Annotated in this window: 24 protein-coding genes and 2 tRNA genes; 5 read left to right on the top strand and 21 right to left on the bottom strand. The window is 48.7% G+C overall.

Going from position 1 to position 26,577, the window contains the following annotated elements:
• Positions 1–93: 93 nt before the first annotated feature.
• Entirely contained in the window at positions 94–474 is a 381-nt protein-coding gene (locus tag D0B88_RS19260; RefSeq protein WP_225318618.1) for a hypothetical protein, read from the top strand.
• A 198-nt stretch (positions 475–672) separates the two neighbouring features.
• Here the strand turns inward: D0B88_RS19260 and D0B88_RS09140 are convergent, their stop codons facing one another.
• The 3 genes from D0B88_RS09140 to D0B88_RS09130 all read right to left on the bottom strand — a co-directional run bounded on the left by D0B88_RS09140 (position 673) and on the right by D0B88_RS09130 (position 3,928).
• Positions 673–1,656 carry an alpha-E domain-containing protein gene (locus D0B88_RS09140; RefSeq protein WP_007644182.1) on the bottom strand — a complete coding sequence of 328 codons (984 nt, stop codon included), beginning with the start codon at positions 1,654–1,656 and terminating at the stop codon, positions 673–675.
• A 3-nt stretch (positions 1,657–1,659) separates the two neighbouring features.
• On the bottom strand, positions 1,660–3,105 hold the full coding sequence (locus D0B88_RS09135; protein WP_151059381.1) for a circularly permuted type 2 ATP-grasp protein: 1,446 nt from the start codon (positions 3,103–3,105) through the stop codon (positions 1,660–1,662).
• Positions 3,106–3,295: 190 nt separating this feature from the next.
• Positions 3,296–3,928: a 2OG-Fe(II) oxygenase gene (locus D0B88_RS09130; protein WP_151056674.1), complete on the bottom strand. Its 633-nt coding sequence runs from the start codon at positions 3,926–3,928 to the stop codon at positions 3,296–3,298.
• Between the two features lie 149 nt (positions 3,929–4,077).
• On the opposite strand from D0B88_RS09130, the gene hemN reads away from it, so the two are divergent.
• A complete protein-coding gene (hemN, locus tag D0B88_RS09125; protein WP_151056672.1) occupies positions 4,078–5,481 on the top strand; it encodes an oxygen-independent coproporphyrinogen III oxidase in 1,404 nt (467 codons plus the stop codon).
• Positions 5,482–5,598: 117 nt separating this feature from the next.
• On the opposite strand, the gene D0B88_RS09120 is transcribed toward hemN, so the two are convergent.
• The 3 genes from D0B88_RS09120 to D0B88_RS09110 form a co-directional block, all read right to left on the bottom strand.
• Positions 5,599–6,543 carry an ROK family protein gene (locus D0B88_RS09120; protein ID WP_151056670.1) on the bottom strand — a complete coding sequence of 315 codons (945 nt, stop codon included), beginning with the start codon at positions 6,541–6,543 and terminating at the stop codon, positions 5,599–5,601.
• 239 nt (positions 6,544–6,782) lie between these two features.
• Positions 6,783–7,751: a family 43 glycosylhydrolase gene (locus tag D0B88_RS09115; protein WP_151056668.1), complete on the bottom strand. Its 969-nt coding sequence runs from the start codon at positions 7,749–7,751 to the stop codon at positions 6,783–6,785.
• A gap of 61 nt (positions 7,752–7,812) precedes the next feature.
• A complete protein-coding gene (locus D0B88_RS09110; protein WP_007644194.1) occupies positions 7,813–9,030 on the bottom strand; it encodes an ROK family transcriptional regulator in 1,218 nt (405 codons plus the stop codon).
• Positions 9,031–9,324: 294 nt separating this feature from the next.
• Between D0B88_RS09110 and D0B88_RS09105 the strand changes: the two genes are divergently transcribed.
• Positions 9,325–10,557, top strand: coding sequence for a sugar MFS transporter (locus D0B88_RS09105; RefSeq protein ID WP_151056666.1), 1,233 nt, complete (start codon positions 9,325–9,327; stop codon positions 10,555–10,557).
• Here D0B88_RS09105 and D0B88_RS09100 read toward each other — a convergent pair.
• The 5 genes from D0B88_RS09100 to D0B88_RS09080 all read right to left on the bottom strand — a co-directional run bounded on the left by D0B88_RS09100 (position 10,554) and on the right by D0B88_RS09080 (position 15,166).
• Positions 10,554–11,381 (bottom strand): class I SAM-dependent methyltransferase, encoded by an 828-nt coding sequence (locus tag D0B88_RS09100; protein WP_225318617.1) that lies wholly within the window; start codon positions 11,379–11,381, stop codon positions 10,554–10,556. The genes D0B88_RS09105 and D0B88_RS09100 overlap by 4 nt on opposite strands.
• 77 nt (positions 11,382–11,458) lie before the next feature.
• Positions 11,459–12,106, bottom strand: a complete 648-nt coding sequence (locus D0B88_RS09095; RefSeq protein WP_151056662.1) for an energy transducer TonB — start codon at positions 12,104–12,106, stop codon at positions 11,459–11,461.
• A 97-nt stretch (positions 12,107–12,203) separates the two neighbouring features.
• Complete coding sequence (locus D0B88_RS09090) at positions 12,204–13,784, bottom strand: M56 family metallopeptidase (protein WP_151056660.1); 1,581 nt, start codon at positions 13,782–13,784, stop codon at positions 12,204–12,206.
• A gap of 57 nt (positions 13,785–13,841) precedes the next feature.
• Complete coding sequence (locus D0B88_RS09085; RefSeq protein WP_007644206.1) at positions 13,842–14,303, bottom strand: BlaI/MecI/CopY family transcriptional regulator; 462 nt, start codon at positions 14,301–14,303, stop codon at positions 13,842–13,844.
• 206 nt (positions 14,304–14,509) lie between these two features.
• Positions 14,510–15,166 (bottom strand): OmpA family protein, encoded by a 657-nt coding sequence (locus D0B88_RS09080; RefSeq protein ID WP_007644208.1) that lies wholly within the window; start codon positions 15,164–15,166, stop codon positions 14,510–14,512.
• A 253-nt stretch (positions 15,167–15,419) separates the two neighbouring features.
• Between D0B88_RS09080 and D0B88_RS09075 the strand changes: the two genes are divergently transcribed.
• Positions 15,420–15,962: a leucine-rich repeat domain-containing protein gene (locus D0B88_RS09075; RefSeq protein WP_151056658.1), complete on the top strand. Its 543-nt coding sequence runs from the start codon at positions 15,420–15,422 to the stop codon at positions 15,960–15,962.
• A gap of 73 nt (positions 15,963–16,035) precedes the next feature.
• Here the strand turns inward: D0B88_RS09075 and D0B88_RS09070 are convergent, their stop codons facing one another.
• The 8 genes from D0B88_RS09070 to D0B88_RS09035 form a co-directional block, all read right to left on the bottom strand.
• The gene (locus D0B88_RS09070) at positions 16,036–16,311 is read right to left on the bottom strand and encodes a PilZ domain-containing protein (protein WP_040392816.1); all 276 of its coding nucleotides are present in this window, start codon (positions 16,309–16,311) and stop codon (positions 16,036–16,038) included.
• A gap of 143 nt (positions 16,312–16,454) precedes the next feature.
• The gene (gene purC, locus D0B88_RS09065) at positions 16,455–17,165 is read right to left on the bottom strand and encodes a phosphoribosylaminoimidazolesuccinocarboxamide synthase (protein WP_007644214.1); all 711 of its coding nucleotides are present in this window, start codon (positions 17,163–17,165) and stop codon (positions 16,455–16,457) included.
• Between the two features lie 43 nt (positions 17,166–17,208).
• Complete coding sequence (locus tag D0B88_RS09060) at positions 17,209–17,979, bottom strand: MBL fold metallo-hydrolase (RefSeq protein WP_151056656.1); 771 nt, start codon at positions 17,977–17,979, stop codon at positions 17,209–17,211.
• Positions 17,980–19,191, bottom strand: coding sequence for an outer membrane protein assembly factor BamC (bamC, locus tag D0B88_RS09055; RefSeq protein WP_225318616.1), 1,212 nt, complete (start codon positions 19,189–19,191; stop codon positions 17,980–17,982).
• 39 nt (positions 19,192–19,230) lie between these two features.
• Positions 19,231–20,103, bottom strand: coding sequence for a 4-hydroxy-tetrahydrodipicolinate synthase (gene dapA / locus D0B88_RS09050; RefSeq protein ID WP_151056654.1), 873 nt, complete (start codon positions 20,101–20,103; stop codon positions 19,231–19,233).
• A 143-nt stretch (positions 20,104–20,246) separates the two neighbouring features.
• A complete protein-coding gene (gene nadA, locus D0B88_RS09045) occupies positions 20,247–21,302 on the bottom strand; it encodes a quinolinate synthase NadA (RefSeq protein ID WP_040392820.1) in 1,056 nt (351 codons plus the stop codon).
• Between the two features lie 185 nt (positions 21,303–21,487).
• Positions 21,488–21,563 (bottom strand) — tRNA-Lys (locus D0B88_RS09040).
• Positions 21,564–21,606: 43 nt separating this feature from the next.
• A tRNA-Lys gene (locus tag D0B88_RS09035) sits at positions 21,607–21,682 on the bottom strand.
• Between the two features lie 262 nt (positions 21,683–21,944).
• On the opposite strand from D0B88_RS09035, the gene D0B88_RS09030 reads away from it, so the two are divergent.
• On the top strand, positions 21,945–25,040 hold the full coding sequence (locus D0B88_RS09030; RefSeq protein WP_151056652.1) for an EAL domain-containing protein: 3,096 nt from the start codon (positions 21,945–21,947) through the stop codon (positions 25,038–25,040).
• A 36-nt stretch (positions 25,041–25,076) separates the two neighbouring features.
• Here the strand turns inward: D0B88_RS09030 and queC are convergent, their stop codons facing one another.
• Complete coding sequence (queC, locus tag D0B88_RS09025; RefSeq protein ID WP_151056650.1) at positions 25,077–25,751, bottom strand: 7-cyano-7-deazaguanine synthase QueC; 675 nt, start codon at positions 25,749–25,751, stop codon at positions 25,077–25,079.
• 57 nt (positions 25,752–25,808) lie between these two features.
• Positions 25,809–26,477, bottom strand: a complete 669-nt coding sequence (gene queE / locus D0B88_RS09020; protein WP_151059379.1) for a 7-carboxy-7-deazaguanine synthase QueE — start codon at positions 26,475–26,477, stop codon at positions 25,809–25,811.
• Positions 26,478–26,577: the final 100 nt, after the last annotated feature.

The following is a 26,577-nucleotide window of genomic DNA, read 5'->3' as shown; positions in this document are numbered from 1 at the left end:
CGAAATGCTTTATTGATATTTTTAACCAGCGCACCCGCGCTATAAGTGCCTGGTGCATACTGAGGCAAGGGCGCGCAATTATAGGCATGGGCATTGGCCCCCACCCATAAGCCCGCCGATGACAAGAGCATCAGCATTGATTTTGTCTTCATTATTTTCCCCTCGATGGTTGATGATTTTTTTCAGGCAAAAGGGTGCCCGCTCCTGTGCAGGAGATTTTTAAACAAACACACAAACGCAAAAGACACACACACGAACCGCAGTGACACCAATTCAAAAAAACAGGCCCTGCATAACAGAAAGGGGGCTACAACAAATACTGCAGCGGGCGTAATGAACTGGTTATTTCAGGCAAAAAAACCCCTTCGAGTTGAGCAACTCAAATTCACAATTCATTCGCAGACTATTCAGCGATTAACCCGTAATTCGTCAGATTTTTATTATTCCGTTGTTATTGCCCAACAGGTGCAATAACTTTTTCCAACAAACCTAGACAACCAACTACAGAACAACACCCGAACGGGATGCCGGTAGCGTTTAACTTACGCCTCATGGACAACGTTGTCAACATCTGTCAAAAAAAAGACCCCGCGGGGTCTTGTCCTAGTCGGACTATACGCAATACTTAAAAACCAACACAAATACTGGATAACTCCCGCCATTAAAATTCCATCACGCGGATTTTTGCTCTTGTGATTGCGACTGCGCAACTACTACCGGCAAGAACCAGGTTTCGGCGATACTGAAATGCAAATTGCCAATGGCTAATTGCAGCTCGTCGATGTATTCGTGCAAGCCGGATTGCAGTAGCTCGTCCAAATCAGCTTCATCCAATTTGTGTTGAATACTCACAATAGAGGCCAACACTTTTTCACTGTTGGGCAGCGCCCACAAACACTGTTCCAATTGTTTTAGGCAGTGAGCGACGGCGCGGGGGAAATCCTCGTTTTGCAATAAAAATTTAACCACTGCGTTGGCGTTCACCCGGTCGCGCACTTGCTGGCGATACATTTGATAAGCGCTGAGTGAACGCAATACACTCATCCATAAAATATTGTCGTAAGGCTCCAGGACTTCGGTGCCGCCAATGGATAAGTGCGGCAATAAATTCACCAAGCCGGCATCCACAATGCGCGTGGTCATATCGGCGCGCTCAAGGTTGCGGCCAATGCGAATTAAATCGTAGGCGTTGTTGTGACTCATGCAGCCAGAGAGCAAACCCGTAAATTGCTGCACACTGCTGATTACATGCAGCAGAATTGTGCTGCGATCACGACGCGAAGTGACTTTGTCAGCACGCTCGCGAATGTAGTGATACAAATCATTGATTAACTCCCAGGCTTCCATGGGCATTGTTTCGCGCGTGATACGTGCATTCTCGCGGGCAAAGCTGAGGGAATTAATTAATGAGGCGGGATTTTTTTTGTCCGCCAAAATAAAATTCACCACCGTTTTTTCATCCGCAAGCTGGGTATCGCCGCGTTCAAAATAACTGCCAGTACCGCTGATATCAATTAATGACCCCCAGCCCACGCGCACACCAGAGGGTAAATCCAATAATAAATTCGAGTTAACATTGACCAGCCGCGCAATATTTTCACTGCGCTCCATGTAACGACCCAACCAATAAATACGTTCCGCAACACGAGACAACATGGTTTAGTCCTCCACCACAATCCAGGTATCTTTACTACCGCCACCTTGCGATGAATTCACCACATAGGAACCTTTGCGCATCGCCACTCGGGTTAAACCGCCCGGCGTTACATGATGCTCGCGCCCCTGCAAGACAAAGGGGCGCAAATCAATATGGCGCGCCTCGGCATTGCCATTGGTAAGAATCGGTGCAGTTGATAATGAAATTAAGGGCTGCGCCATGTAGTTGCGCGGATTGGCTTTAATACGTTCAGCAAATTCAGCGAGTTCTTTTTTGCTCGCTTGCGGGCCGATAATCATGCCGTAGCCGCCCGATTCGTTCGCGGGTTTCACGACTAATTTATCGAGGTTAGTGAGCACATAATCGCACTGCTTTTTATCCACACACAAATAGCTGGGCACGTTCGGCAGAATGGGCTCCTCGCCTAAATAATATTTGATCATGTCCGGTACAAAGGTGTAGATGACTTTGTCATCTGCCACACCGGCGCCGGGTGCATTGGCAAGTGCAACATTACCTTTTAACCAAGCGCGCATTAAACCGCGCACACCGAGTACTGAATCCGGGTTGAACATGTCCGGGTCCAAAAATAAATCGTCGATACGGCGGTAAATGACATCCACGCGTTTTAAACCATCGATGCTGCGCATATAAACGCAGTCATCGCTATCTACCACTAAATCACTGCCTTCCACCAATTCCACACCCATTTGTTGGGCGAGATAAGAATGTTCAAAATAAGCGGAGTTATAAATACCGGGCGTAAGCACCACAATTTCCGGGCGCTCGGATTGACGCGGTGAAAGCGATGCAAGTGTGTCAAATAATTGATTGGGATATTCGGTAACCGGCACAATATTGTGATTTTCAAACAGCTCCGGAAATACTCGTTTGGTCACCTTGCGGTTTTCCAGCATGTAGGACACGCCGGAAGGGACACGCAAGTTATCTTCCAGCACAAAAAATTCACCTTTGTCGTCGCGAATTAAATCGCTGCCGCAAATATGCGACCACACGCCATAGGCGGGTTTCATGCCGATACATTCTTTGCGGAAATTGACCGAATCTTCAAAGAGGTAAGCGGGCACAACACGATCTTTAATAATTTTTTGATCGTTGTAGATGTCATTAATAAATAAATTTAACGCGGTTAAACGCTGGATTAATCCGCGTTCGGTTTTTTGCCATTCACGTTGCGGAATAATGCGCGGAATAATATCAAAGGGCCATTCGCGGTCGATGTTGCCAGCATCGCTGTAAACGGTAAATGAAATGCCCATGGTTTTAATAGCGAGTTCGGCCGACAACTTTCGCTCTTGTAATTCTGCACCACTGAGCGAGGCGAGATACTGGGCGAGGTGACGGGTTTCCGGACGGGCTTGGCCGGGCGCGCGAATCAGTTCATCATAGAAATGGCCAGAGTGATAATTCTGCCAATCTATTTTCATTTCACTCATAGTGACTTCCTTTAACATCGCGGCCTCGCTCTCTAGAGTATGCGCTTTTAGCATTGTTATAGCGCCCGCCGAAGTCTCCTCCCTGATGTCCGTTTCTCCCGTCCCCGGAGAATTTCAGCAGGCTACATCCAACCGTTGCAATAAAGCTGCCAACGCATACGCAATTTGGGTCAAGCGGGCATCACAGGGGTTTAATCCGAAACCAACCCGCAATACTCTGGCGCCGGGCGGTGGCCGGCAGCACTTCATGCGGAAAATCTTCACTCAAGAACAACACCAGCCTGCCATATTCTGGTGCAAGGCGCAGCAATTCATTCTCACCCGCCTCATCATAGAGCACCAATTCACCGCCCTGGGTTTTATCCCACTCAGGATTCAAATACAGCACGCTGGACAACTTGCGTCCGGGTTTACCGCGAAATGCATCGCGGTGCTTTTGGTAAAACGCACCCGGCTCATAAACCGCATAGTGGCTTTCGTAATCAAACAAACCGAGAAACAAACGCTGGTTCATGGCTTCACGCAGTTTATCCATCCAGCATAAAAATTCAGTGACAGCGGGAACACCTGGCTCCAACCATTGGATTGCGTCGCCACGAATGGTGTTATTGCGCTGGTAATCACCCTGCCGCCCTACACCGGCGGGGTTTAACGCCGTGTCTTGCTGCTGCAAATTCAGCAATAAGCCATTACATAAATCGTCCGGCAGCGGGTTTTGCAACACTATATAACCCGACCCGGCCAAGGCATCGGCGATCTCGTCGTAGAGCAAATCGAGGTCGGTAGCGTAAACAGTATCGAGAGAATTGGTCATGGGTAAATCGTCAATAAAAAGAAATGGCGCGCACGCCAGTAAAAATCGGCGCAATTATTCAGATAGCCCGCATTATAGGCTTGATCCATATCAAGTCACTGCACAGCACAAGTTTTTACCATGGGCAAAACTCATCGGGAAAATTGCCAATGTCACTCTTTGTTCAACCGCTGGATTGGGATAAACAACTGCTGCAGCGTTACGATCTGGCCGGGCCGCGTTACACCTCCTACCCTACTGCACCGCAATTCCAAGAAGCCTTCAGCGAAACGTCGCTGCGCAATGCCATCGGCCGTAGCAATAAAGCTGGCCGCCCGCTCTCGCTGTATTTTCACATCCCCTTCTGCGATAGCCTCTGTTACTACTGCGGCTGCAACAAAATTGTGACTAACAATAAAAGCCGCGCCCTGCCCTATTTACAGCGCATGATTCAAGAGTTGGCGCTCTATGCGGATTTATTTGACACGGATAAAACCGTTAAACAATTGCATTGGGGCGGCGGCACGCCAACCTTTATTAGCGATGATGAAATGTCGCTATTGATGCACGCTACACGCCGGTTATTTACTTTGGCCGATGACGATAGCGGAGAATTTTCGGTGGAAATTCACCCTGGTCGGGTGAGCACAAAAACCATGGGGCATTTGCGTGAGCTGGGTTTCAATCGTGTCAGTATGGGCGTGCAGGATTTTGATGAGCGCGTACAAAATGCCGTTAATCGCTACAACACCGTGGGACAAGTGAGTGAACTCACCCAGGCATTGCGCGCACAGCAATATAAATCCATCAGCATGGATTTAATTTACGGTTTGCCGCTACAAACCATTAACAGTTTGCGCGATACCTTAAATAAGGTGATCGACCTGAATCCGGACCGCTTATCGCTATTTAACTACGCGCACATGCCGCATCTGTTTAAAAGCCAGCAATTAATTAACGAGCAGGATTTACCCTCCGCCAGCGCCAAACTGGAAATGCTGCAGTTCGCGATTCAAACGTTGGAAGCAGCAGGCTATCGCTACATAGGTATGGATCATTTCGCGAAACCCGATGACGAATTGGCGCGCGCGCAAGACGCTGGAAAACTGCAACGCAATTTCCAGGGCTACTCCACCCACGGTGATTGCGATTTATTGGCCGTGGGTGTTTCCTCCATCAGCATGATCGACAATGTATACGTGCAAAACGCCAAGGAATTAAATGCTTATCAGCAAAAAATGGACATGGGTTTATTGCCCATCAATAAAGGTTTTACCCTGAACGATGAAGACCTGCTGCGCCGCTTTGTGATTAATCGCCTCATTTGTCACTGCAAATTGGACTTCGCCGAATTACAGGAGGTGTTTGATATAGAAGCTGCCCATTATTTTGCAAATGAGCTCGCGCAATTAAAACCTATGCAAGAAGATGGGTTGCTCAATATCGATGCGAAAGGCATTAGCGTACACAATAAAGGACGTTTATTAATTCGTCGGGTGTGTATGGTGTTTGATGAATATCTGCAAAAAGCCAAACAGGATTCAGCACAGATTCGCTATTCTAAAATTATTTAGAAATATCTCTCTAGCCAAAATAAAAAAGCCCGATGCGATTACCGCATCGGGCACAAAAGGCAGACGAATCTGCCACGACAAGCTAGACGAGCAAAAAAACAAACAAGAACTAAAAAACTAAAACGAGTGCGGCACTTGTGCAGTGCCTAACTCCATTAACGCCAAATCAATCGCCCCCACAATTCCCGCTTTACCATCAAGGCCAGTAGGCACTATGTATTGATCCACCCGCGTTAAAATCGATTCCGGCGCGTAGCCATTAATTAATTCCAGAAACTTACTACGCACCAGCGGAAAGAGTAATTTTTTATCCATCACCCCACCGCCTAAAATAATTTTTTGCGGTGCAAAACACTGGGTTAAATTCACGCACATAGTCGCCAAATAATGGGCTTCATAGTCCCAGGCAGCGTGGTCGTCGGGTAGGTCTTTGCCGTTAATACCCCAGCGTTTATTGATGGCGGTGCCAGATGCCAAACCTTCCAAACAGCCTTTGTGAAACGGGCAGCAACCCTGGTAGTCGTCCTGCAGCGAAGCGCGCGGCATCAGCATGTGCCCGACTTCCGGATGGGTGACGCCCTGCAACAATTTGCCATTCACTACTATGCCGGCACCTATACCGGTACCAACAGTGACATAAATAAAATGGCTGCAATCACGTGCAGCACCAGCGACCAACTCACCCCAAGCCGCACCATTAACATCGGTTTCAAAAGCAACGGGCACATTAAAGGCTGTGCGGAAATAACCGCAAATATCGGTATTTGACCAACCGGCTTTGGGCGTTTTGGTGATAAAACCATAATTAGGCGCACCGCGATCCAATTCCACCGGGCCAAAACTGGCAATGCCCATCGCTGCCAGTGAGCTATCGTGCTCACGCAAAGCACCACTGAAAAAATTGCGCGCTAGAGCCAGTGTTTCTGCCGGGGTTGTCGTGGGAAATGCCGCTTGCGCCAGCACCTTGCCCTGCATATCCGCCACGGCACAATTAAATTTGGTGCCACCCGCTTCAATGGCACCCAGTAAACGCTTATCGATTTGGGGAGACTCAAGCTGCATACATATCTCTTAAACGGCTAGTGCCACTTGCTTTATTGTTGAATACCACTAAGGGCTACCAATGCGATTAATTAAATCACTGTGATTTAGTATTGGCAAGAGGTGCAGCGTTTATTTTTTTGAGTAACCAGAATTAAACGGGCATCTACCCCATCAAATACAAACGCCCAGCCGCCGATGTGGATTCGGCGACTGGGCATTTAATTGGACAGAAATTTAAACGAGGAATGAAGCGGGCATTAATCCAGCAGCGACAAACTACCATCATCTGCAACGACAACTTTGATAGGGTCGATAATATTGCCCGTAAATTGCCCCTGCGCATCGTTGCCCATAAAGGCCAGCAAATACCAGGCTTGATCCGGGCCTTTAATCAAACGACCAGAGTAGAGGCCGTCTTGTTTGGGGCCGGTCAAAAAGCCATTACCCATGCATTCGTAAGGCCCCATCATGGAGTCGGCGACAAAATATTTCACGCCAGTTTGCGGTTCACAACCAGGTTCGGCTTTGTGTTTTGCGGAGTGGAAACGTGTGGATACCGAACAGAATAAATAATAGCGGTCGCCAATTTTTTCGATCTGCGGCACTTCCATTTCACCAAACCAACCCGGTGCCAGAAAGGCATCGCCCACTGCCCAGTCGAGCAAGTTGGTGGAAGAAGCATAGCCAATCGCACCGCGACCATCCGGCTCACCGCGATTAACACGGCAAGTAACCAGCATATGGTACAAATCCGTTTGTGGATCTTTCATCACCCAGGGGTCGCGCCAGGACGCATCGTGCCAATAATCCAAATTCAAACCGTCGTACCAACGCTCATCCAGCTCCACCACCGGATTGCTATTGTGTTTGGTCCAATGAATTAAATCGGGGGATTTAGCCAAACATACGCGCTGCACCAACCCTTTTTCTGCGCGCTTGGTGCCGGTGTAATACATGTACCACTCAGCGCCGACGTTAATAACGCAGCCAGTCCAGGTGGTAAAAGAATCGGGCGCATTATCATCGCCTTGGGTGGGTGCGATGGCATCTGGCAGCAGTGTCCAGTCGCGCAAATTTTTAGAAACCGCATGGCCGACCGACACATTCCAGTGGCGCAAATCCGGATTTTGCAGCGCCTTATCGGCCTGCAAATAAAACATGTGGTAATCCTCGCCATCCACGGCGAACCAGAAATCCCATACCCATTTATCAGTCAGCTGCAACACGAATATAACCCTCAAACAAACTTGAAAAAAATCAGGTTGCACTACTGAACAGGGCTAAATATCAGCGCTGATCGTTACTGCCCTGATTGGTCAGCATCACCGTAGTATCCGGTGAAAAATTGGCATAAAACGGCAATATCGCACCGCCAATCGCGCGCGCATCAACACCGATAATGCCGCAGAAAATATCCGGCAAAAACACACCGGGTGGCGTGAGTTCAGCCAGGGTGGTGCGCAAACGCTCCACCAATTGCAACACAATCACGCGGGGCAAATTGCCATCCAGCACTATGGCTTCAAAATCCAGCACCCCCGTTGCAGAAAAAATCGCAAAGGTCAGTGCCTGGGCGCAATCTTCTATCCACTCGTCAACCGCCACTTGCGCCTGCGGCAATATGCGCGGTAATTCCGAAATATTGTTGATCGCAAAACCGCGTGCTTTGAGATGACGGCGCAATACATAAATAGAGGCGCGATTAGCCAACACTTCAAACGGCCCTTTCACCGGCGGGCAGGAATCCAGAGTGGAGGGCGACACCGGCATAGAGGCCAAAGCCCCGGAGTTGCCATGCACACCACTTTCCAAATTGCCTTGCAATACCACCCCGCCACCAACAAAGGTGCCGATAAAAATGTACAAAAAGTTTTTAACCTGATTGCCCAAACCAAATTGCAACTCGGCGATGGCGGCGGCGGAGCAATCGTTTTCGATAAAAATCGGCAGGCTGATACGCTTGGCCAGCTCCTGATCAAACTTGAGTGAATTCCAGCGCGCGGCCAGTTCATCGCTCATATTTAATTCCTGCTGCCAACCACCCATAAACCAGGGCATGGCCAAGCCAACCCCCACCAAACGCGGGCGTTCGCTGGGGTCTAACAAGCCCTGTAAATGCGTTATCGCCAGCTCTACTTTTTCCAGCAGAAAGTCTGGGTTAGGCAGGCTAAATTCATGTGCGACTTTATTTATCACATTGCCGCCAAAATCCATCAACAATATTTGGATGTCATTGCGACCCACATTCACCCCAATGGAAAAAGCCCCCTTGGGATCAATACTGTACATGGTGGAAGGTTGGCCGAGACCGCGCTGTAACTTGCCCCGTTGTGCCACCAGCCCCGCCGCTTCCAGGTCGTCGATAATACGTGTGACCGCTTGTGGGGTAAGGTTGGAGAGCCGCGCCAGTTCAAACTTGGAAGCCATGCCCAGGCTACGCAATGAACTGATCAACACCCGTTCGTTATAACGGCGCAAACCACTCGAATTACTACCCTTACTCATAGCGACCCCTATTACCTTTAGAGAATATAAAAACTATTTTTTATCATGTAATCGAGTTGACTTAATTAAACCACTGTGAATAAATAAGTCAACTACTTTTCCAATCATACGCTTTTGGGTGCCAGACTCAAATGCTGTACTAGCATTAATAAACCGAGATTAATAAAACGGGATAAATGCAACTGGAATTGATACACAGGGATCAATCAGACCGGAATCAAGACATACCTGATTTGCTCGCAACCAGAGCCTAATAATTCACAATAAATTATCTATTTTGCACAGGGCTGCCCCATGACATCTGCACACCAAGAACACAATCTGGTTCTTATCCGCTGGCTCACGTTTTTAATGTTCACCATGTTTGCCATGACCACCGATGCGGTGGGTGTGATCATTCCCGAAATCATCAAGGAATTTAACCTCAACCTCACCCAGGCCAGTGCGTTTCACTACGCACCGATGATTGCCATCGCCTTTAGCGGTATCGCCTTTGGGTTTTTAGCGGATCGCATCGGGCGCAAGTACACGATTTTGATCGGCTTGGCGCTGTTTGCCATTTCCTGTTTTTTATTTGCGCTCGGCAGTTACTTTGAGTTTTTTGTCGGGCTGCTATTAATCTCCGGCTGTGCGATTGGCATTTTTAAAACCGGTGCACTCGCACTGATTGGCGACATTTCTACTTCCAGCCGCGAACACACACGCACCATGAATACGGTGGAAGGCTTTTTTGGTGTCGGTGCCATTATCGGTCCAGCGATTGTCGCCTATTTACTAGCAGCAAAAGTCTCGTGGATTTATTTATATATTTTTGCCGGATTTGTGTGCTTGCTGCTGATTGTCATCGCATCACGGGTAAATTATCCCAAGCATAAACCCGCCAGTGCACAGGATAAAATTGATGTTAAACGCACGATAAAAATGATTGGCAACCCCTATGCCGCCGGCTTTTCGGGAGCAATTGCCCTGTATGTTGCCACCGAAGTTGCAATTTATGTGTGGATGCCAACTTTCCTCAAAGACTATTCCGGCAACGCCCTGTGGTTTGCTACCTATGCGCTGACAATATTTTTTGTGCTGCGCGCGGGCGGACGCTTTCTGGGCGCCTGGATTCTGACTAAATTCAACTGGACATCGGTAATGGCACTGTTTAGCAGCTGCATTTTTTTATGCTTTCTAGGCAGCATGTTGGGCGGTGTGAACTATGCGGTTTTTCTATTGCCGCTTTCGGGTTTATTTATGTCGATGATTTACCCAACACTTAATTCAAAAGGCATCAGCTGTTTCAATAAAAGTGAACACGGCACAGTCGCCGGTGTTATTTTATTTTTCACCGCCGTGGCCGCTGCACTTGGCCCACTATTAATGGGTGCCGTGGGGGATTTATTTGGCCACGTGAAATACGGCTTTTATTTGGCAACCGGTTTTGCGGGTTTATTATGTATTGCCATGATTTACAACTGGATCAAAAACCCTGCGGAAAAACATTTATCACAATTGGAAATTAGCCAGTACGGCGGCCACTAAATATCACCCGTATTATTGAGTCGCTCCGGTAATTTTTTTAACGTATAAATATCGTAGCGACTCGATTTTCCTTCCAGCTGATAAGACGGCGCTTGATTATTTAATAAGGGCGCCTTGCGCGGCCGCTTCACCACCACGCGATAATTGGCGTGTGCCAGCGCCAGTGGCAACAGTGCATCGGCGTCTTCATCTTTACCCACCAGCAAATGAAACGCGGCCATGTCTTTTTTAACATCGGCCGTCTTGTGGCGTTCGGGAAACATAGGGTCCAAATAAATTACATCCGGAAAATTGCCTGCGGTTAGCGATTGCAAATAATCGCGGCTATCTTGCTGCACCAAGTGCATCCGTTGTAACACCGCAAACAATTCCGGATCTTGCAGCGCATAATCGCGTGCACGCTGCAAACCGTCGTTTAACAAACAGTGCACTATGGGCGAACGCTCAATCATAGTCACTGTGCTACCCAGTGTTGCCAATACAAAGCTGTCTTTGCCCAAACCCGCCGTTGCATCCAACACCCATGGGTAAACACCGGCTTTAATGCCGACCGCTTTGGCTATCATCTGCCCCTTGCCGCCACCAAATTTACGCCGATGATCCACTGCCCCTTCCGTAAATTCCGCACGAATCGGGCCCGGTGCTTTACGCCCGGTTTGCTGCAACTCAATGGCGTGAGGCGCGACCACCAATACAAAATCAATATCGCTAATTGTTTCCACCTCAAGCTCACGCAATAAAGGCAAAGACCACTGCATGGCCAGGGTTTCAGCGTGCAGCATGGATTCCGGGTGATTACACAACAGGGCAATAGGATTGGACATAGCAGCAAAAACAACGTGAAAAAGATGCGGCATTATCGACTCACAGCGAAACCGCCGCAATCATTTGTTCGGTCGCGTTATTTTTCCATGTTGAAACGAACCCTATCTCTCACATCTGGCGTTTTTACCGCAACACCATCCACCACATTAGGTTTGTACTTCCAGCCTTTCACCGCTTTGATCACACTGCGGTTAAACACACTGGAGGGTACGGCGGCGATAATTCGAATATTTTCGGTAGTCCCCAATGCAGTCACATCAAACATAATATCCACATAACCTTCGACGCCTCGCGCAACTGCCGCCTGCGGATACTGGGGCGCAATGCGGATAATGGGTACCATTTGCCCAGCAAAACCAAACACACCATCAATGGGTGGTTTCGCTGCAAGCGGTGGCTCGCCGAAATTCATACCGGGGTCTACTTTAACCTCGATGGTCTCCTGCGTATTAATGACTGGCGGTGGCAATTGCTCAACCGGGCGCACAGGCGGCTCTTGTTTTATCGTCTCAATGGTTTCAGGAACTTCCATGGTAACTGTCGGTATAGGCGGTGTTGGTTTTGCAGGCTGCAATGGGTAATCGTTATGCACCAGCGAATACATCGCAAATAGCAGGCACAAAGTCATCAACAATGCGGCGGGAAAAATACTCAACAGACGAGCTATTAGGGAATGGGTAAATAGATGACCATCAACTAAAACGGGGATAGGTATAGCGTTCATAATAATTTCCTCGGTTTTTGGGCAAAGAAAATCCCTGCCCGGTTATGGCATACAAAAAATGATTAACGATCTGTGTGGATGGAGGGGAAGTTAAAACTTATCGTCGTCGTGTGGCGACATCAGCGGGCCTTGCACCCGTAGCTGAATCATCATGCAAGAGCGTAAAGCGGAACAATTCTGTTACACCTTGCACAACAATAGGTTGCCCATCAATTACTTGCGGACGGTAGTGGGATTTTTTTAATGCAGTTAAAACACTGCGGTCAAACACACGCGAGGGCGAACGGTTAATAATACGCGGATTGATAATATGGCCGGTGGTATCAATCGTAAATTCAACCTCCACCCAGCCCTCGATACCCTTACTCAGCGCGCGCGCGGGATACACGGGTGTAACCAACGTTACCGGCAAAAAACCTTCGACTTGAATGCGAGGGATGGGCAAGGCTGAAGGGGAACCAAGTTCAATACCGGAGAGTTGGGTCAGTTCGGTTTTATCTGGTTTAACCGCCTCAACATGTACCTGTTCTATTATTTCCAGAGGCGATGGGGCATCAGACAATACAGGTTTTAATGATTGCACTAACGCCCAGCTGAATATTTCGCTGCGCACTTCTGTGTTATGGAGCAATGCATCTTGATTATCTTCCCACTGGATTTTCAATACATCATCCACTGAGGCATTCATTTGCGCGCGCAAGGGAATCCACTGCACACTCGCAAAAATGCTTAGCAACAATGCACCAATAAGCACCCAGTACTGCGCTGATTCAGTAGCGATGGAATGATGTGGCCGCTGCTTATCCAACACAGCCAAAATACGCTGATGAATATCTGAATGGCCACGCATATACATTGCGCTATCATCGACCGGATGATTTCCCTCTAATGTCGCAAACGCCAATAAATTTTTAGCATAGCTAAGATGCTTGTCGCGCAACTTATAGATGTAATCATCACACGCGATTTCAGCTTGTAAGAATAGTTGATGGGCCACCCACCAGATTGGCAACAAAAACCAAAAAAAAGCGCAGGTAATTTTTACCAACAAACTAATTAGCCAATCCCAACGCGCGATATGCCCCAACTCATGCATCAACACGCTCACGCGTTTGTCTTCATCCCACAACAACACCGCGCGCGGCAATACAATAACCGGGCGAAAAAGCCCCCAAGTGTACGGTGATTTCACATCGGGCGACGTCAATAATTGAACCGGGCGCTGCACATCCACTAATTCGCACAACACGGCAGCTTGTGCGAGTAATTCGGGATCGATAATTTTTTGTGCCGATTTTTGTTGCTGCCAAAGACCAATTACTCCCAGCAATAAATAGAACAATAAACTGCTGGCGGGAAATAAATACAGCGAGAGAAGAATTAACCATTGCACCTGTGTCAACCCTTGCTCCAACAACGAACCCACTGATACAAAGTATTCATGTGATATCCATTGGGTAATCAGCGGTGTTGATTCAAAGCTCAGCGGGATAACCGGTGCAATATTTGCGAGCAGCGGCAATAAGAGCATCCAAAGGAAACCAAGACTCAGCACAAAATGCTGCAAGGCAGCCGATTTATTACGCACCAATAGCCACAACATCATAATTATCAATAATAACAATGCAGGCTTAATCAAGCCGGTCACCAGAACATCTATGGTTGTTGCGGTATCCATAACTCTGCCTCGTATTAATGGGCACTTACACGCAAAAATAATGTTTGTGTGCGATTATTATTGGCTTTTTTTCGGTGACGATGGCTCTTTTACGGTTGAATGCACAGCGGATGAATTTACTTCCACATTAGCGGCTTCATCGATTGCTTGCTGCAGCTGGACAATTTCATCGGCGCTGAGTTTGTCCTTATTCATCCCTAATAACGCATTGACTGCCGCCGCAGTAGACCCCCCAAAAAAAGTTTTCAGCAGTTTTTGCAATGCGGACGTACGCGCCTCTTCCTGGGCGATTCGCGGAAAATAAATGTAGCGAGGCCCCTCTTCACGAAAATCCACGATTTGCTTTTCCACCAACTTGGCCAACAATGCCCTGACAGCCGAATAACTTGGCGCATCGGGAATGGCCTCACGAACATCCTGGGCAGACAACTCGCCCGCCTCAAATAAGGCATCCATAATTTGCCGCTCGCGCCGACTGAGCTGTGAGGCAGCTGCTTTTTCTATATCATCTGAAGTCATATCTCTACTCGCACTCTATTTGCTGAGTTACCTGAAAGTGCTATTTTTTTAGCACCATGCTATTAAATTAGCACCTTTAACTCACCGGTCAAGTAAAAGATGCTAAAAAAGCAGCACCCGTTAAAAATAATCGTTGCCCATACAAAATATGGGCAATAAAAAAGCCGCTGCGGTTACCCGAGCGGCTTTTGGACGAGCAGTCGAAGTTATTGTTCGTTAGGTACCAGTTCCAGTTCTACACGACGGTTCTGTTCGCGACCCATAGCGTTGTCGTTGCTAGCAACCGGGTAGCGCGAGCCGTAACCATAAGACTGGATACGCGCACTCGCCACTTTTTGGCTGCGCAAGTACATGGCCACACTGTCGGCACGACGCTGGCTCAGCGGCTGGTTGATGCTATCGCTACCAGTAGAATCGGTATGGCCAGTTACGCGAATAGAGGTTTGATTGAACTCGGCCAATACTTTGGCTACAGAATTGAGTACAGAAAAGAAGTCTGAGCGAATGTCAGCACTGTTGGTTGCAAAGGTAATGTTGCCCGGCATAACCAAAAACAGGTTATTACCTTCTCGTCTTACTTGCACACCGGTGCCCTGTAATTCGGCACGCAGTTTGGCTTCCTGGCGATCCATGTAGTTACCTACACCACCACCCACTACACCGCCCAGGGCAGCACCTTTAAGCGCACGCTCACGGCGATCCTTGGCATTATCGCCAGTAGCTGCGCCCAATACCGCACCCGCTACGGCACCAATACCGGCACCTTTTACAGTTTTACTGGTTTTTTGTTCGCCAGTGTAAGGATCAGTAGTTGTACAACCGATCAAGCCAACAGATAACAAAAGCGCAATTAGGTATTTCATGATGAGTCTCCAATAAAACAAAAGTAACGAATAGATGCTGCGGGTGAATAAAAATCGATATCGCCCAAGCAGGTGCCAAGGTTCAATCCATGCTCATGGTTGATCGAGTATTGATTTTTAACAACAGGAACTGAACCAATACTGAATTCGCGATTCTACCATTGCTGTCACCGGTGTATCTGATTAAAGTGGCTAGTAACACTTATTTACTCAGCGCCAAATCCACCAGCATCGCAATCTAGGTAAAGTTGATATGCAAAGCAAGCTTCCACTTATTCAAATTAAATCGCTATGGATATTTTGTGCTCTACTCATCAGTCTGTTAATGAGTGGCTGTAAAAATTATTCTGTGAGCGTCAACGACAACATGGTGTATGTACCACCCTCTATTTTTAAAGATTTTAAAATAGCGGACCAACAATTATTCGATTGCGTACAACAAACTATTTACGACGCACACATCACGCGCGCAGAAGATCTAAGCACGCTAAATTGCAGCAATGCAGGCATTAAATCACTACAAGGACTGGAAAAGTTTTTTGCGCTGAAGGAATTAAATTTAGCGGATAATCAACTTACAGACATTACCACTTTGGGGAGTTTGGGGCGCTTGGAAATAGTAAAGCTAAGTGGCAATAATATTAAAAATACCGCACCGCTGTTGCACCTACTGCACTTAAAAACATTGGATATACGCAACAATAGCGCGCTGGACTGCAAAGATTTGCCACAACTTATCGCCAATTACAACAAAACCACTACTGAGTTTTTATTACCTACACAATGTATTAAATAATAAAAGAATATTCACTGCGCACAATAATTGCGCGCAGTGAAGGTACGCGCAAACTCTCCAACCCAGAACCCCGTCAACTACTGCTGCGCACAAACATTAAACCAATGGTATTGCGCAGCTGATGCACTACGCGCATGCGGACTGGCTCCGCATTAATTGCACCCACAGCCTTTTTGAATTTCACCATCACTTCAGTTCCAACCGGCGGGCAAACCTGATTTTCAATTTGCACTTGTGCGCCGCCATCTGAAATGTCTTTTGCAAAACCCACGATCATGCCAAAACTGGGGTTGGACATCTCGACCCTGACTGAGGTTGAGGTGCGCTCAAAAACGCGACGTTCGTTCACTGTTCAATCTCCATTTTGTTCTCCATTAGTGCGCAATAACCGATCAAATTACTTTTTACCGTTTGAGTATAGATACTAATTCCCAGAACACACGGCAATAAAAAAGGGGCCGAAAGCCCCTTTTTGGCGATCGAAGAACACAACTAGAAAGTCAGCCCTAAGCGCTGGCCCACCATTTCATAGGATTCCACCACATTACCGAGATTCTGGCGGAAACGATCTTTATCCAACTTCTCGCGAGTGTCTTTGTCCCACAGACGGCAACCGTCTGGAGAGAACTCATCACCGAGGATAACCTCTCCCTTATGCAGACCAAACTCCACTTTGAAATCAACCAACAACATATTGCCTTCAGCAAACAAGGCTTTAAGTATGTCATTGATCTTAAAGGTTAACTCCTTCATCCGCGCCAATTGCTCGGGCGTCGCCCAACCGAAGGATTGAACGTGGGATTCGTTGACCATAGGGTCACCCAAAGCATCATTTTTGAGGAACAATTCGAATGTAGGTGGAGTTAACTCCATGCCTTCCTGCACCCCCAGACGACGCACCAAAGAACCGGCTGCCAAGTTGCGTATCACACACTCGACCGGAATCATTTGCATAGTTTTCACCAGCACTTCGGTATCTGACAGGAGTTTTACAAAATGGGTAGGAATGCCGGCAGCTTGCAGCTTGCCCATAATGAACGCGTTGAACTTGTTGTTCACCATGCCTTTGCGATCCAACTGCTCGATACGCTTGCCATCAAAAGCGGAGGTATCGTTGCGGAACAACATGATTACGTGATCCGGATCATCAGTTTTATAGATGGATTTGGCTTTGCCAGCATAGAGTTGTTCGCGCTTTTCCATTGATAGGCCTGCTATTCAAAAGTAAAAATGTAAGAAACTGAATTTAAGAAACGGATAACCAGTCAAACCCCTGGTTTTGACACGCAAAAGTCACTTGTTTGACCTCTGCTGTGACGGGTGCCAGAGTGGCTTGCGCCAGCTCCAGCGAATTATTTTGTTGGCTTATATGAGCAATCACCAAATGCTGCAAGCGGGCACAATCCAAACGCTGCAAAAACCCAGCGGCCTGCTGATTACTCAAATGCCCCCACAAACCACCTACACGCTGCTTGAGCGATGGCGGGTAATCACCCGACGCGAGCATCACGGGATCATGATTTGCTTCCAATACCATCGCATCCAGATCCTGATAATGTGCTTCAACGTGAGCGGTAATACTGCCCAAATCCGTCAACACACCAAGGCGCAACCCGGCATACTCAAATACAAATTGTGAGGGTTCGCGCGCATCATGTGGCACCGCCACTGGCGTCACCAGCAGCTGATTGATCTCAAACGGCTGGTACGCTTCAATCAAACGTAAATCCGGTAAATCACCCAAATTGCGACTGTGATAAGTACCGGGTGTCATATACACCGGTAAATCATAGCGTCGCGCCATAGCGGCAACGCCCTTGATGTGATCTGTGTGCTCGTGTGTGACCAGTATAGCGGTCAGCTCTTCCGGACGTTTGCCCAACCGCTGCAGGCGCTCATTTGCTTGTTTGACGCTAAACCCGCAATCAATGAGCAAAGTGCCTGCCCCCCACTCCACCAACGTAGAATTGCCGCGACTGCCGCTACCAAGCGATGCAAAACGCAGGGGAGCTGTCACTTAAATCAGGTTTTTACGTAATAAAGTGACTAAATGGCGTGCTTCGCTGGTAGTCAAGCGCTTGCCATAAGGGTCGCGTACCCTCACAACATAATCGTTGTTTTCACCCGTGATTACTATGAGATAACCAGGTGCTTTGGGTAGTATTTTTTCCTTTTTACGCTCCGAGCGTGGAGCTGCTTCAAACTCACTACCCGTCAACATGTTTGTTTTAATTTGCGCCAAGCTGTAGGGGGTGGTTGGCGCTTTGGGTTTCAAACCAATTCTAAAAAGACGCTTGAAAAAGCCTGGCTTGGCCTCTTCTGGATCCAAATAATGAACATAGTAGATGGCCGCATCGGCATCAGCTTCAAAGGTAGTAAAACCATCTTGTTTAGCTGCATAAGCCAAAGTGGCAAAGGCGCGAGTGCGGTCCAACTTGATCAGCATTGCCGGCTCACCGCGCAACATGGTCAAACTGGCTTTTACTGAACCGCCAATAGACTGGGCCAAGAGTGAAGTGCCGCCTTCGGCTGTTTCACTTGCAAGTGTTGCAGCCAGCTCATCCAACAACCATTTTTCACGCTCAGGATTAACCGATTTACGCGGCCATCCCAAATCGGCAGCGGGTTTTTCCGCTTTAGGTACACTCATGTGCGTGATATGCACTTCCGTCGTTTCCGGTTGTACCCCCTGATCAATCTGCAGGCGATAACGATCATAGGTCGAAAGATCAGTTTTGAATTGCAACCAGCTGGTTTCAATAATGCCGCGACTAATATCCGCACGACTAACCGCCAAATTGTTTACGTTGAGGAAGTTACGAATGCGTGGCCAGACCTCTCCGGGAGCAGCGTTAAGCAAAATCCAGCTCTCGCCACCCACACGTTGGATTTTTACGTTTTCCTGCTCAAGGTTGGCAGACAAAGGCATAGGGCGGGGAATTTCGTTATCAACCGAATTTGGGTCGTAACCAAAGTCTGTCGCGGTAATTGGGGGAATGGGATACAACTCACCCATGGCTTCGGAGTGCTTGCCGGCTGGCAGAACCAAGGGAGGAATATTATCTGCTTTCAGATAATCGCTTTCGCGATTACGAAAAACGCCCTCATCACCAAAAAACATGCCGCAGCCAGACAGGGAAAACCCCACACTCGCCAACAACAACATGTTGAGCGGAGGGGTGAAGCGTGTACCAAATATTTTTATCGTCATTGCGTTACGTAAACTCATGAATCATCTCATCGACAACAACAAGACAAGTGGCGGGAATTAAAGACCCGCTGCCTGCATGGCTGTTTTAAGCTGTTGGTGATACTGCTCTGACAAACGTGTCAGTGGCAGGCGAATACCTGATTGAATCAAACCCAATTGCTCCACAGCCCACTTGACCGGAATGGGGTTGGATTCAACAAACATAGCAGTATGCAAAGGCAGCAAACGTTCATTAATGGCACGCGCTTCTTCGTCATTACCCGCCAAGGCCAACTCACACATACGTGCAATGGCAGCAGGTACGACATTCGCGGTGACAGAAATATCCCCTTTACCCCCTAAAAGAATTAAATCGACTGCAGTGGCATCGTCGCCAGAGATGATACTAAAGCTCTCAGGTGCTTGATCGATAAGGATTTTAGCCCGAGCCAAATCGCCTGTAGCTTCTTTGATGCCGATGATATTTGGCACTTTTGCCAGACGTAGTGCTGTTTCTGATTTCATATCAACGCCGGTACGACCTGGCACGTTGTAAAGAATTTGCGGAATAGCAACAGCATTAGCGATATGCGCATGATGTAAAAACAAACCTTCTTGGGTAGGTTTGTTGTAATAAGGTGTGACCAGCAGACAGGCGTCAGCGCCGGCATCTTTCGCCGCTTGGGTGAGTTCGACCGCTTCCGAGGTAGAGTTGGCACCCGTGCCCGCAATCACCGGTATGCGACCATTGACCTGATCGACCACTTTCTTAATAACCGCCAAATGTTCATCAACCGTCAAAGTGGCTGATTCGCCAGTGGTACCCACCGCAACAATGGCGTGAGTACCCTGCTCCAGATGCCAGTCCACCAATTTATGCAAACTCGCCCAATCGAGGGAATTATCTGCATTCATTGGGGTTACCAGGGCAACCATACTGCCTTGAATCATCGAGAGCTCCGTTAGCTAGCGAAAAAAGTAGCGATATAAAGGTGGAAACAACAGGTCAACAAACGAAAGGCGCCATGGTACTGAGTGGGGCCTGACGAAACAAGCAAAACACCATCAAGAGCAGCGGAATCGCCGCGAAAGAGTTATTTTTTAAAATCGAGCATACGCTGCAACGGAATCATAGCCTGGCGACCCAACTCGGGATCAACATGAATCTCGTTATCACCCTGCTCAAACACATTGGCCAGATTGTCCAACACATTCATCGCCATCCAAGGGCAATTTGCGCAAGAACGACAGGTCGCGCCACTACCTGCGGTGGGAGCGATATGGAAAATTTTATCCGGATTAAGCTGCTGCATTTTGTAAAAAATGCCTTGATCTGTCGCCACAATAAATTCGCGATTAGGCAGCGTTTGCGCCGCCTTAATTAACTGCGAGGTGGAACCCGCCACATCGGCCAAATCAACTACCGCTTTGGGCGATTCAGGGTGCACCAATACAGCCGCATCAGGGTAAAGCAACTTTAGATCTTCAATGCCCTTGGCTTTAAATTCTTCGTGCACGATACAAGCGCCGTCCCAGAGCAATACATCGGCACCGGTTTTTTGCTGTACGTAAGCGCCCAGATGTTTATCCGGCGCCCAGAGGATTTTTTTACCCTGACGATCGAGATAATCAACGACATCCAGCGCAATACTGGAGGTCACTACCCAATCAGCACGGGCTTTTACCGCAGCGGAGGTATTGGCATAAACCACCACTGTGCGATCCGGGTGCTGGTCGCAAAACGCAGAAAATTCATCGATAGGACAACCGAGATCGAGCGAACAGGTAGCCTCCAACGTCGGCATCAAAACACGCTTTTCAGGAGTGAGGATTTTGGCGGTCTCGCCCATGAATTTCACACCGGCAACAATCAAGGTATCTGCCGGATGATTTTTACCGAAACGCGCCATTTCCAGCGAATCCGATACACAACCACCGGTTTCTTCGGCAAGCGCCTGAATCAATGGATCGGTGTAATAGTGCGCAACCAATACCGCATTATGCTGCTTCAACAACGCCTTGATGCGCGCCTTGTAGCCAGCCTCTTGTTCGGGGGTATATTGCGGAGCGCTCCAAGCGCGGGCGAGATGCTGTTTTACAACATCTTGCGCATTGGCATCGCGCTTGGCCACATTAAGAAGTTCAGACATAAAATCGCCTCACTGGACGCTCACTCGCGATGGCGAAGAGCAAATTTGCGCGAAATTTTATCACAGAGCCGAATCGTTGACGGGAGAATAAACAGCGCCAGACATGTTTTCGATCTAATAAAAAAAGGGCGCCTGTAAGCGCCCTTTTTTGACTCTGCCACACGAATTAACTGCAGCATTTAATGTGGTGGGTCGTGCTGGATTCGAACCAGCGACCAATTGGTTAAAAGCCAACTGCTCTACCGACTGAGCTAACGACCCACAGGTGTCGCACTTACAAAAACATCACCACAACAGAGTTGAGTGGTGGGTCGTGCTGGATTCGAACCAGCGACCAATTGGTTAAAAGCCAACTGCTCTACCGACTGAGCTAACGACCCTAAATGCGAGGCGCGTATAATAAGGTTTTGATAAAAAAAGACAAGCGTTTTTTTAAACATTTCATAACGAACCACAAATTTCTGCGGTGGCCGGTTATATAAAAAACGATTTGTTTTTCTAATGCACAAACACCTGCTATTCACGCTGGAACACCGGTTTGAACGGCGAGCAAGATAAAACTTTCCACTCCTGCGTGTAAAAATTGACCTATTATTCACTGCATAGGCCTCTTCACTGAACGACTGCTATTGAGACACTCGCATGCCGCTTGCGCCCTCCGGAGAAAACACACTAAGGCCTGCAGGGGTCAAGCCGAGCCAGTTTTTAATACTGCTACTGGCTTATTTCTCTACCGGCTGGTTAGGCTTGCTGGTTCCGTTTGAAAATGAAAAGGTCACACTATTTTGGTTGCCAAGTGGTATAGCTGCAGCGGCGTTTTATCGCTGGACACCCAAACTCTGGCCCAGTGTTTTTATTGCTGCACTGCTGATAAACATGACCTCCGGCAACAATCTGCAAATGAACCTGCTACTCGCCGCCGGTAATACCCTCTCGCCTCTGGCAACCGTCTGGCTGCTGCACCGATTTAATTGCGACCTATCCAGCCTTGATCGTAAACACACCCTCGGCTTTTTGCTGCTCAGCGCTCTGGGCATGACACTCTCGGCGCTGGTGGGCGCAAGTTTAATTGGTATTTACCATCAGTTATCTCTGGAGACCGCTGCCTACATCGCTCTTGCATGGTGGATGGGCGACAGTCTGGGCGTGTTTCTGGCCATGCCGTTCTTGGTCAATATGAATCGCGACTATCTGAACCGGGTCAATACGCGCAGGATAGATTTTTTATTGGTGATCAGCACAAGTCTGATCGTTGGATTAATCTGCTTCCCGCTCAACAATTTTGTCAATGGTGCGCACCTGCCCATAGTGTTTATCACTTTTATTTGCATTGCATGGGCAGCCCTCTGGTTCGGCCTGTTTGGCAGCGCGATCACCACCATAGGCTTTTGTTTTTTAGCCATATGGGCAACCGTGAACCAATGGGGGCCATTTGTGTTGCCCAGTATGACGCTGAGTTTTTGGCTGATTTGGCTCTATACCGCAAGTATGGTGATCATTGGTTTTATGATCACCGCTGCACACATCAAGATTACCCATAGCTACCAGCAACTCGCACAATCAGACCTTCATCAGGAACAGCAGCAAGCGCAACTGAAACGCGCGCAATTAATGGCACGTCTGGCTCATTGGCAGTGGAACCCGCACACCGGGAACTACCAGTTCAGCGAATCCATGAGCAAACTATTCGGCCTGCCAGCAGAGGCGTTAAGCGGCAAGATGGAGGATTTTATTGGTTCCTTTATCCACCCGGATGATCGCCTGCTGCTACAAATCGCACTCAACTCAGCACTTGACCAACAACAACCGCTGTCCCTGGATCTGCGGCTTGAACCGGGCGGCAATCAACGTTTTTGGTTGCAACTACAGGCCGATAAAACACCCACCACAGAAGGCATAGTATTGCAGGGCACAATGCAGGATATCAGCGAGCGCAAGCGCCTCGATTTGGCACTGACCGCTGCGGCTGCTGATGCCGCTTCAGCACCGGATTTTTTTGTCACCATCTTGCGCGCCCTGGGCGATGCAATGTGCGTGGAGCATGTGCTCATTAGCCTTATAGACCAAGATGACCCGATGACAGCGCACACCCACACCTATCTCCGGTGCGGTGAGTTGCAGCCCAACTTCAGCTATTCACTTGAACACACACCCTGCGCCGATGTGATGGATGAAAATCTGTGTTTTGTCAGCAGTGCGGCCACCGCGCACTACCCCTTGGATGAAATGTTTCGCGAGCACAAGATTGAGAGTTATTTGGGTGTGGGCATCCGCGATGCGGAAGGGATTCCCATCGGCATCCTGATTGCCATGGCCGAGCACCCCACCCCTGTTTCTGCGCAATTAAGTTCGCTTCTGTTAATTTTTGCAGAGCGTATTGGCGGCGAGCTGCGCCGCGCGCAGGATCAGGAAAAAATCTACAACCTTGCGTTTTTTGATCCACTGACCCGCTTACCCAATCGTCGCATGCTGCAAGACCGCCTCAAATTAGTTGTCTCGCAAAGCACCCGCAGCCAACAGTACGGCGCTTTACTTTTTATCGATCTGGATCACTTCAAACTGCTGAATGATACTCGCGGCCACCATATTGGCGATCAACTTTTGGTGCAGGTAGCCGAGCGCATTGAGAGCATTATCCGGAGCTCTGACCTGGCAGCCCGGTTGGGCGGCGATGAGTTTGTGGTGGTGTTTGATAATCTGGGGGATAACCCGCAAGACGCGGCCCAGGAAGCCAAAAAACGCGCCGAGCAGTTACACGAGTTAGTGAGCCTGCCCTATGCATTGCGCCAGTCGGTCTATCACTGCACCATCAGTATCGGGGTAAGCCTGTTTAACGGCCAAAACCGCTCCATCGATGACCTGCTACGCCATGCCGATGCCGCCATGTATCAAGCCAAAGACAGTGGCCGCAATGCCATCCGTTTTTTTGACCCCAACATGCAATCCCATTTGGAGAAACGCGCAGCCATAGAGGAGGATTTACGCAGTGCTCACGATTCGCGCAAACAGTTAATTCCCTACTATCAAGTGCAGGTTGATGAACAAGGCAAAGCCATAGGTGTGGAGTTATTACTGCGCTGGCAACACCCTCAAAAAGGGATGATTTCGCCCGCCGACTTTATTCCCGTTGCGGAACAAACCGGGTTAATTGTCTCCATGGGACGCGAGGTAATTCGCCAGGCATGCCAACAATTACAGCGCTGGCAGCAGCGCGCTGAATTTGCACACCTGAGCATTGCAGTGAATGTCAGCCCAATCCAATTCAACCAACCCAACTTTGTGGAAGAGGTACTGACCATTGTCGACAGTTGCGGGGTTAATCCTCGCCGGCTTAAGCTGGAGCTGACAGAGAGTTCTCTGCTTAAAAATGTCGATCAAAGCATTGTCAAAATGCAACTGCTGCAGGATCGCGGTATAGGCTTTTCAATGGACGACTTTGGCATAGGCTATTCATCACTTTCCTACCTCAAACGTCTGCCGCTGGATCAATTAAAAATTGACCAAACCTTTGTGCGCGATATCGCCATAGACCCAAACGATGCAATTATTGCGCGCACTATTATCGCTATGGCGCAAAACATGAATTTGCAAGTGATAGCGGAGGGAGTTGAAACAGACCAGCAGCAAGTGTTTCTGGAACAAAACGGTTGTCGTTTGTTTCAGGGGTACTTTTTTGGCCGCCCCATGCCGCTGGAGCAACTCGAAAGTGAGTTGCTGGCACGAGGCTATTGCTCCTAAAACAGTTGATGTAGATGCGCTATTGCTAGCACAGCATTATTGATAGCGAGTGGGATCAGCAATACCGGCCTGCACAAAGCCCTGCTTGCGTAGGCGACAACTATCGCACTTGCCGCAAGCCTCGCCTTCATCATTGGCCTGATAACAGGATACCGTCAGGCCGTAATCCACACCCAGCGCTACACCTTGCTTGATGATGTCTCCCTTACTCAGATGAATAAGTGGTGTGCGAATATGTAGTTTATTGCCCTCAGCGCCCGCGCGAGTGGCAAGGTTAGCCATCACTTCATAAGCGGCGATGTATTCAGGGCGGCAATCTGGGTAGCCGGAAAAATCCACCGCATTCACGCCGATAAAAATATCATCGCAACCCAGCACTTCCGCCCAGCCCAGCGCAATAGATAAAAACACCGTATTGCGCGCCGGTACATAAGTCACCGGAATACCGCCGGTCTCCTCTTCCGGTACCGCAATAGTGTCATCAGTCAGCGCAGAGCCGCCAATGGCACGTAAATCCAGCTTAATCACCTTGTGTTCCACTGCGCCCAGCGCCTTGGCGGTGCGCTCGGCAGCTAACAGCTCGGAGCGATGGCGCTGGCCATAATCAAAACTCATGGAATAACAGGCATAACCCTCACTACGGGCAATGGCGAGCACGGTAGTGGAATCCAAACCACCGGAGACAAGAACTACTGCTTTTTTTTGCGACATAACTCGATCAACCAAAACAAATAAAGGATTAGCCAGGCATGAGAAACTTTGTAGGAATCAGTGGCCTGGCACGTCGTTCCACAACAGCTTGTGCAATTGCAGTTGGAAACGCACAGGCAAATTATCGGCCAGAATCCACTCCGCAAGTGAAAGCGGTGTTACTTGACCAAAACTGGGGGAGAACAACACCTCAGCAACACGGCCAACCAGCTGGTGTTCATCAACCTTGAAACGAGCCCATTCGTAGTCTTCCCGGCTGCAAATCACAAACTTAACCTGATCCTGCCCACTCAGAAGTGGGATATTTTCCCAGCGGTTGCGCCCTACCTCACCGGAACCGGGGGTTTTTAAATCCATGACTTTCACCACCCGCGGGTCCACATCATCCACCGGCAAGGCGCCACTGGTTTCGAGGGATACGCTGTATCCTGCATCACACAATGCACCTAAAAGGGTCAAACATTCACGCTGGGCGAGCGGTTCACCGCCGGTGACACAAATGTAACGGGGATTAAAGCTGGCAACCTTGGCAAGAATTTCATCAAGGGATAATCGCTCGCCACCATAAAATGCGTATTCAGAATCGCAATAACCGCAGCGCAGCGGGCAGCCGGTCAGGCGCACAAACACCGTGGGCAAACCCACAGTGTTGGATTCGCCCTGCAGCGAATAGAAAATCTCGGTAATTTTTAAACTGGCTTGGGTCATGGTGCTGGTTTGGGTCATGTGACTGCACGCTGGCGTGCTGGCGGGATGAACTAGAGCGCCTGAACCGGTTGGATAGTGCAGCCAGGCGGCCCAGCGAGTAAATGTGGCGCGCAGTTTA

It is taken from the genome of Cellvibrio sp. KY-YJ-3 (genome assembly GCF_008806955.1).
Lineage (GTDB): Bacteria > Pseudomonadota > Gammaproteobacteria > Pseudomonadales > Cellvibrionaceae > Cellvibrio.
This window is presented reverse-complemented; position numbering and strand designations above follow the sequence as displayed.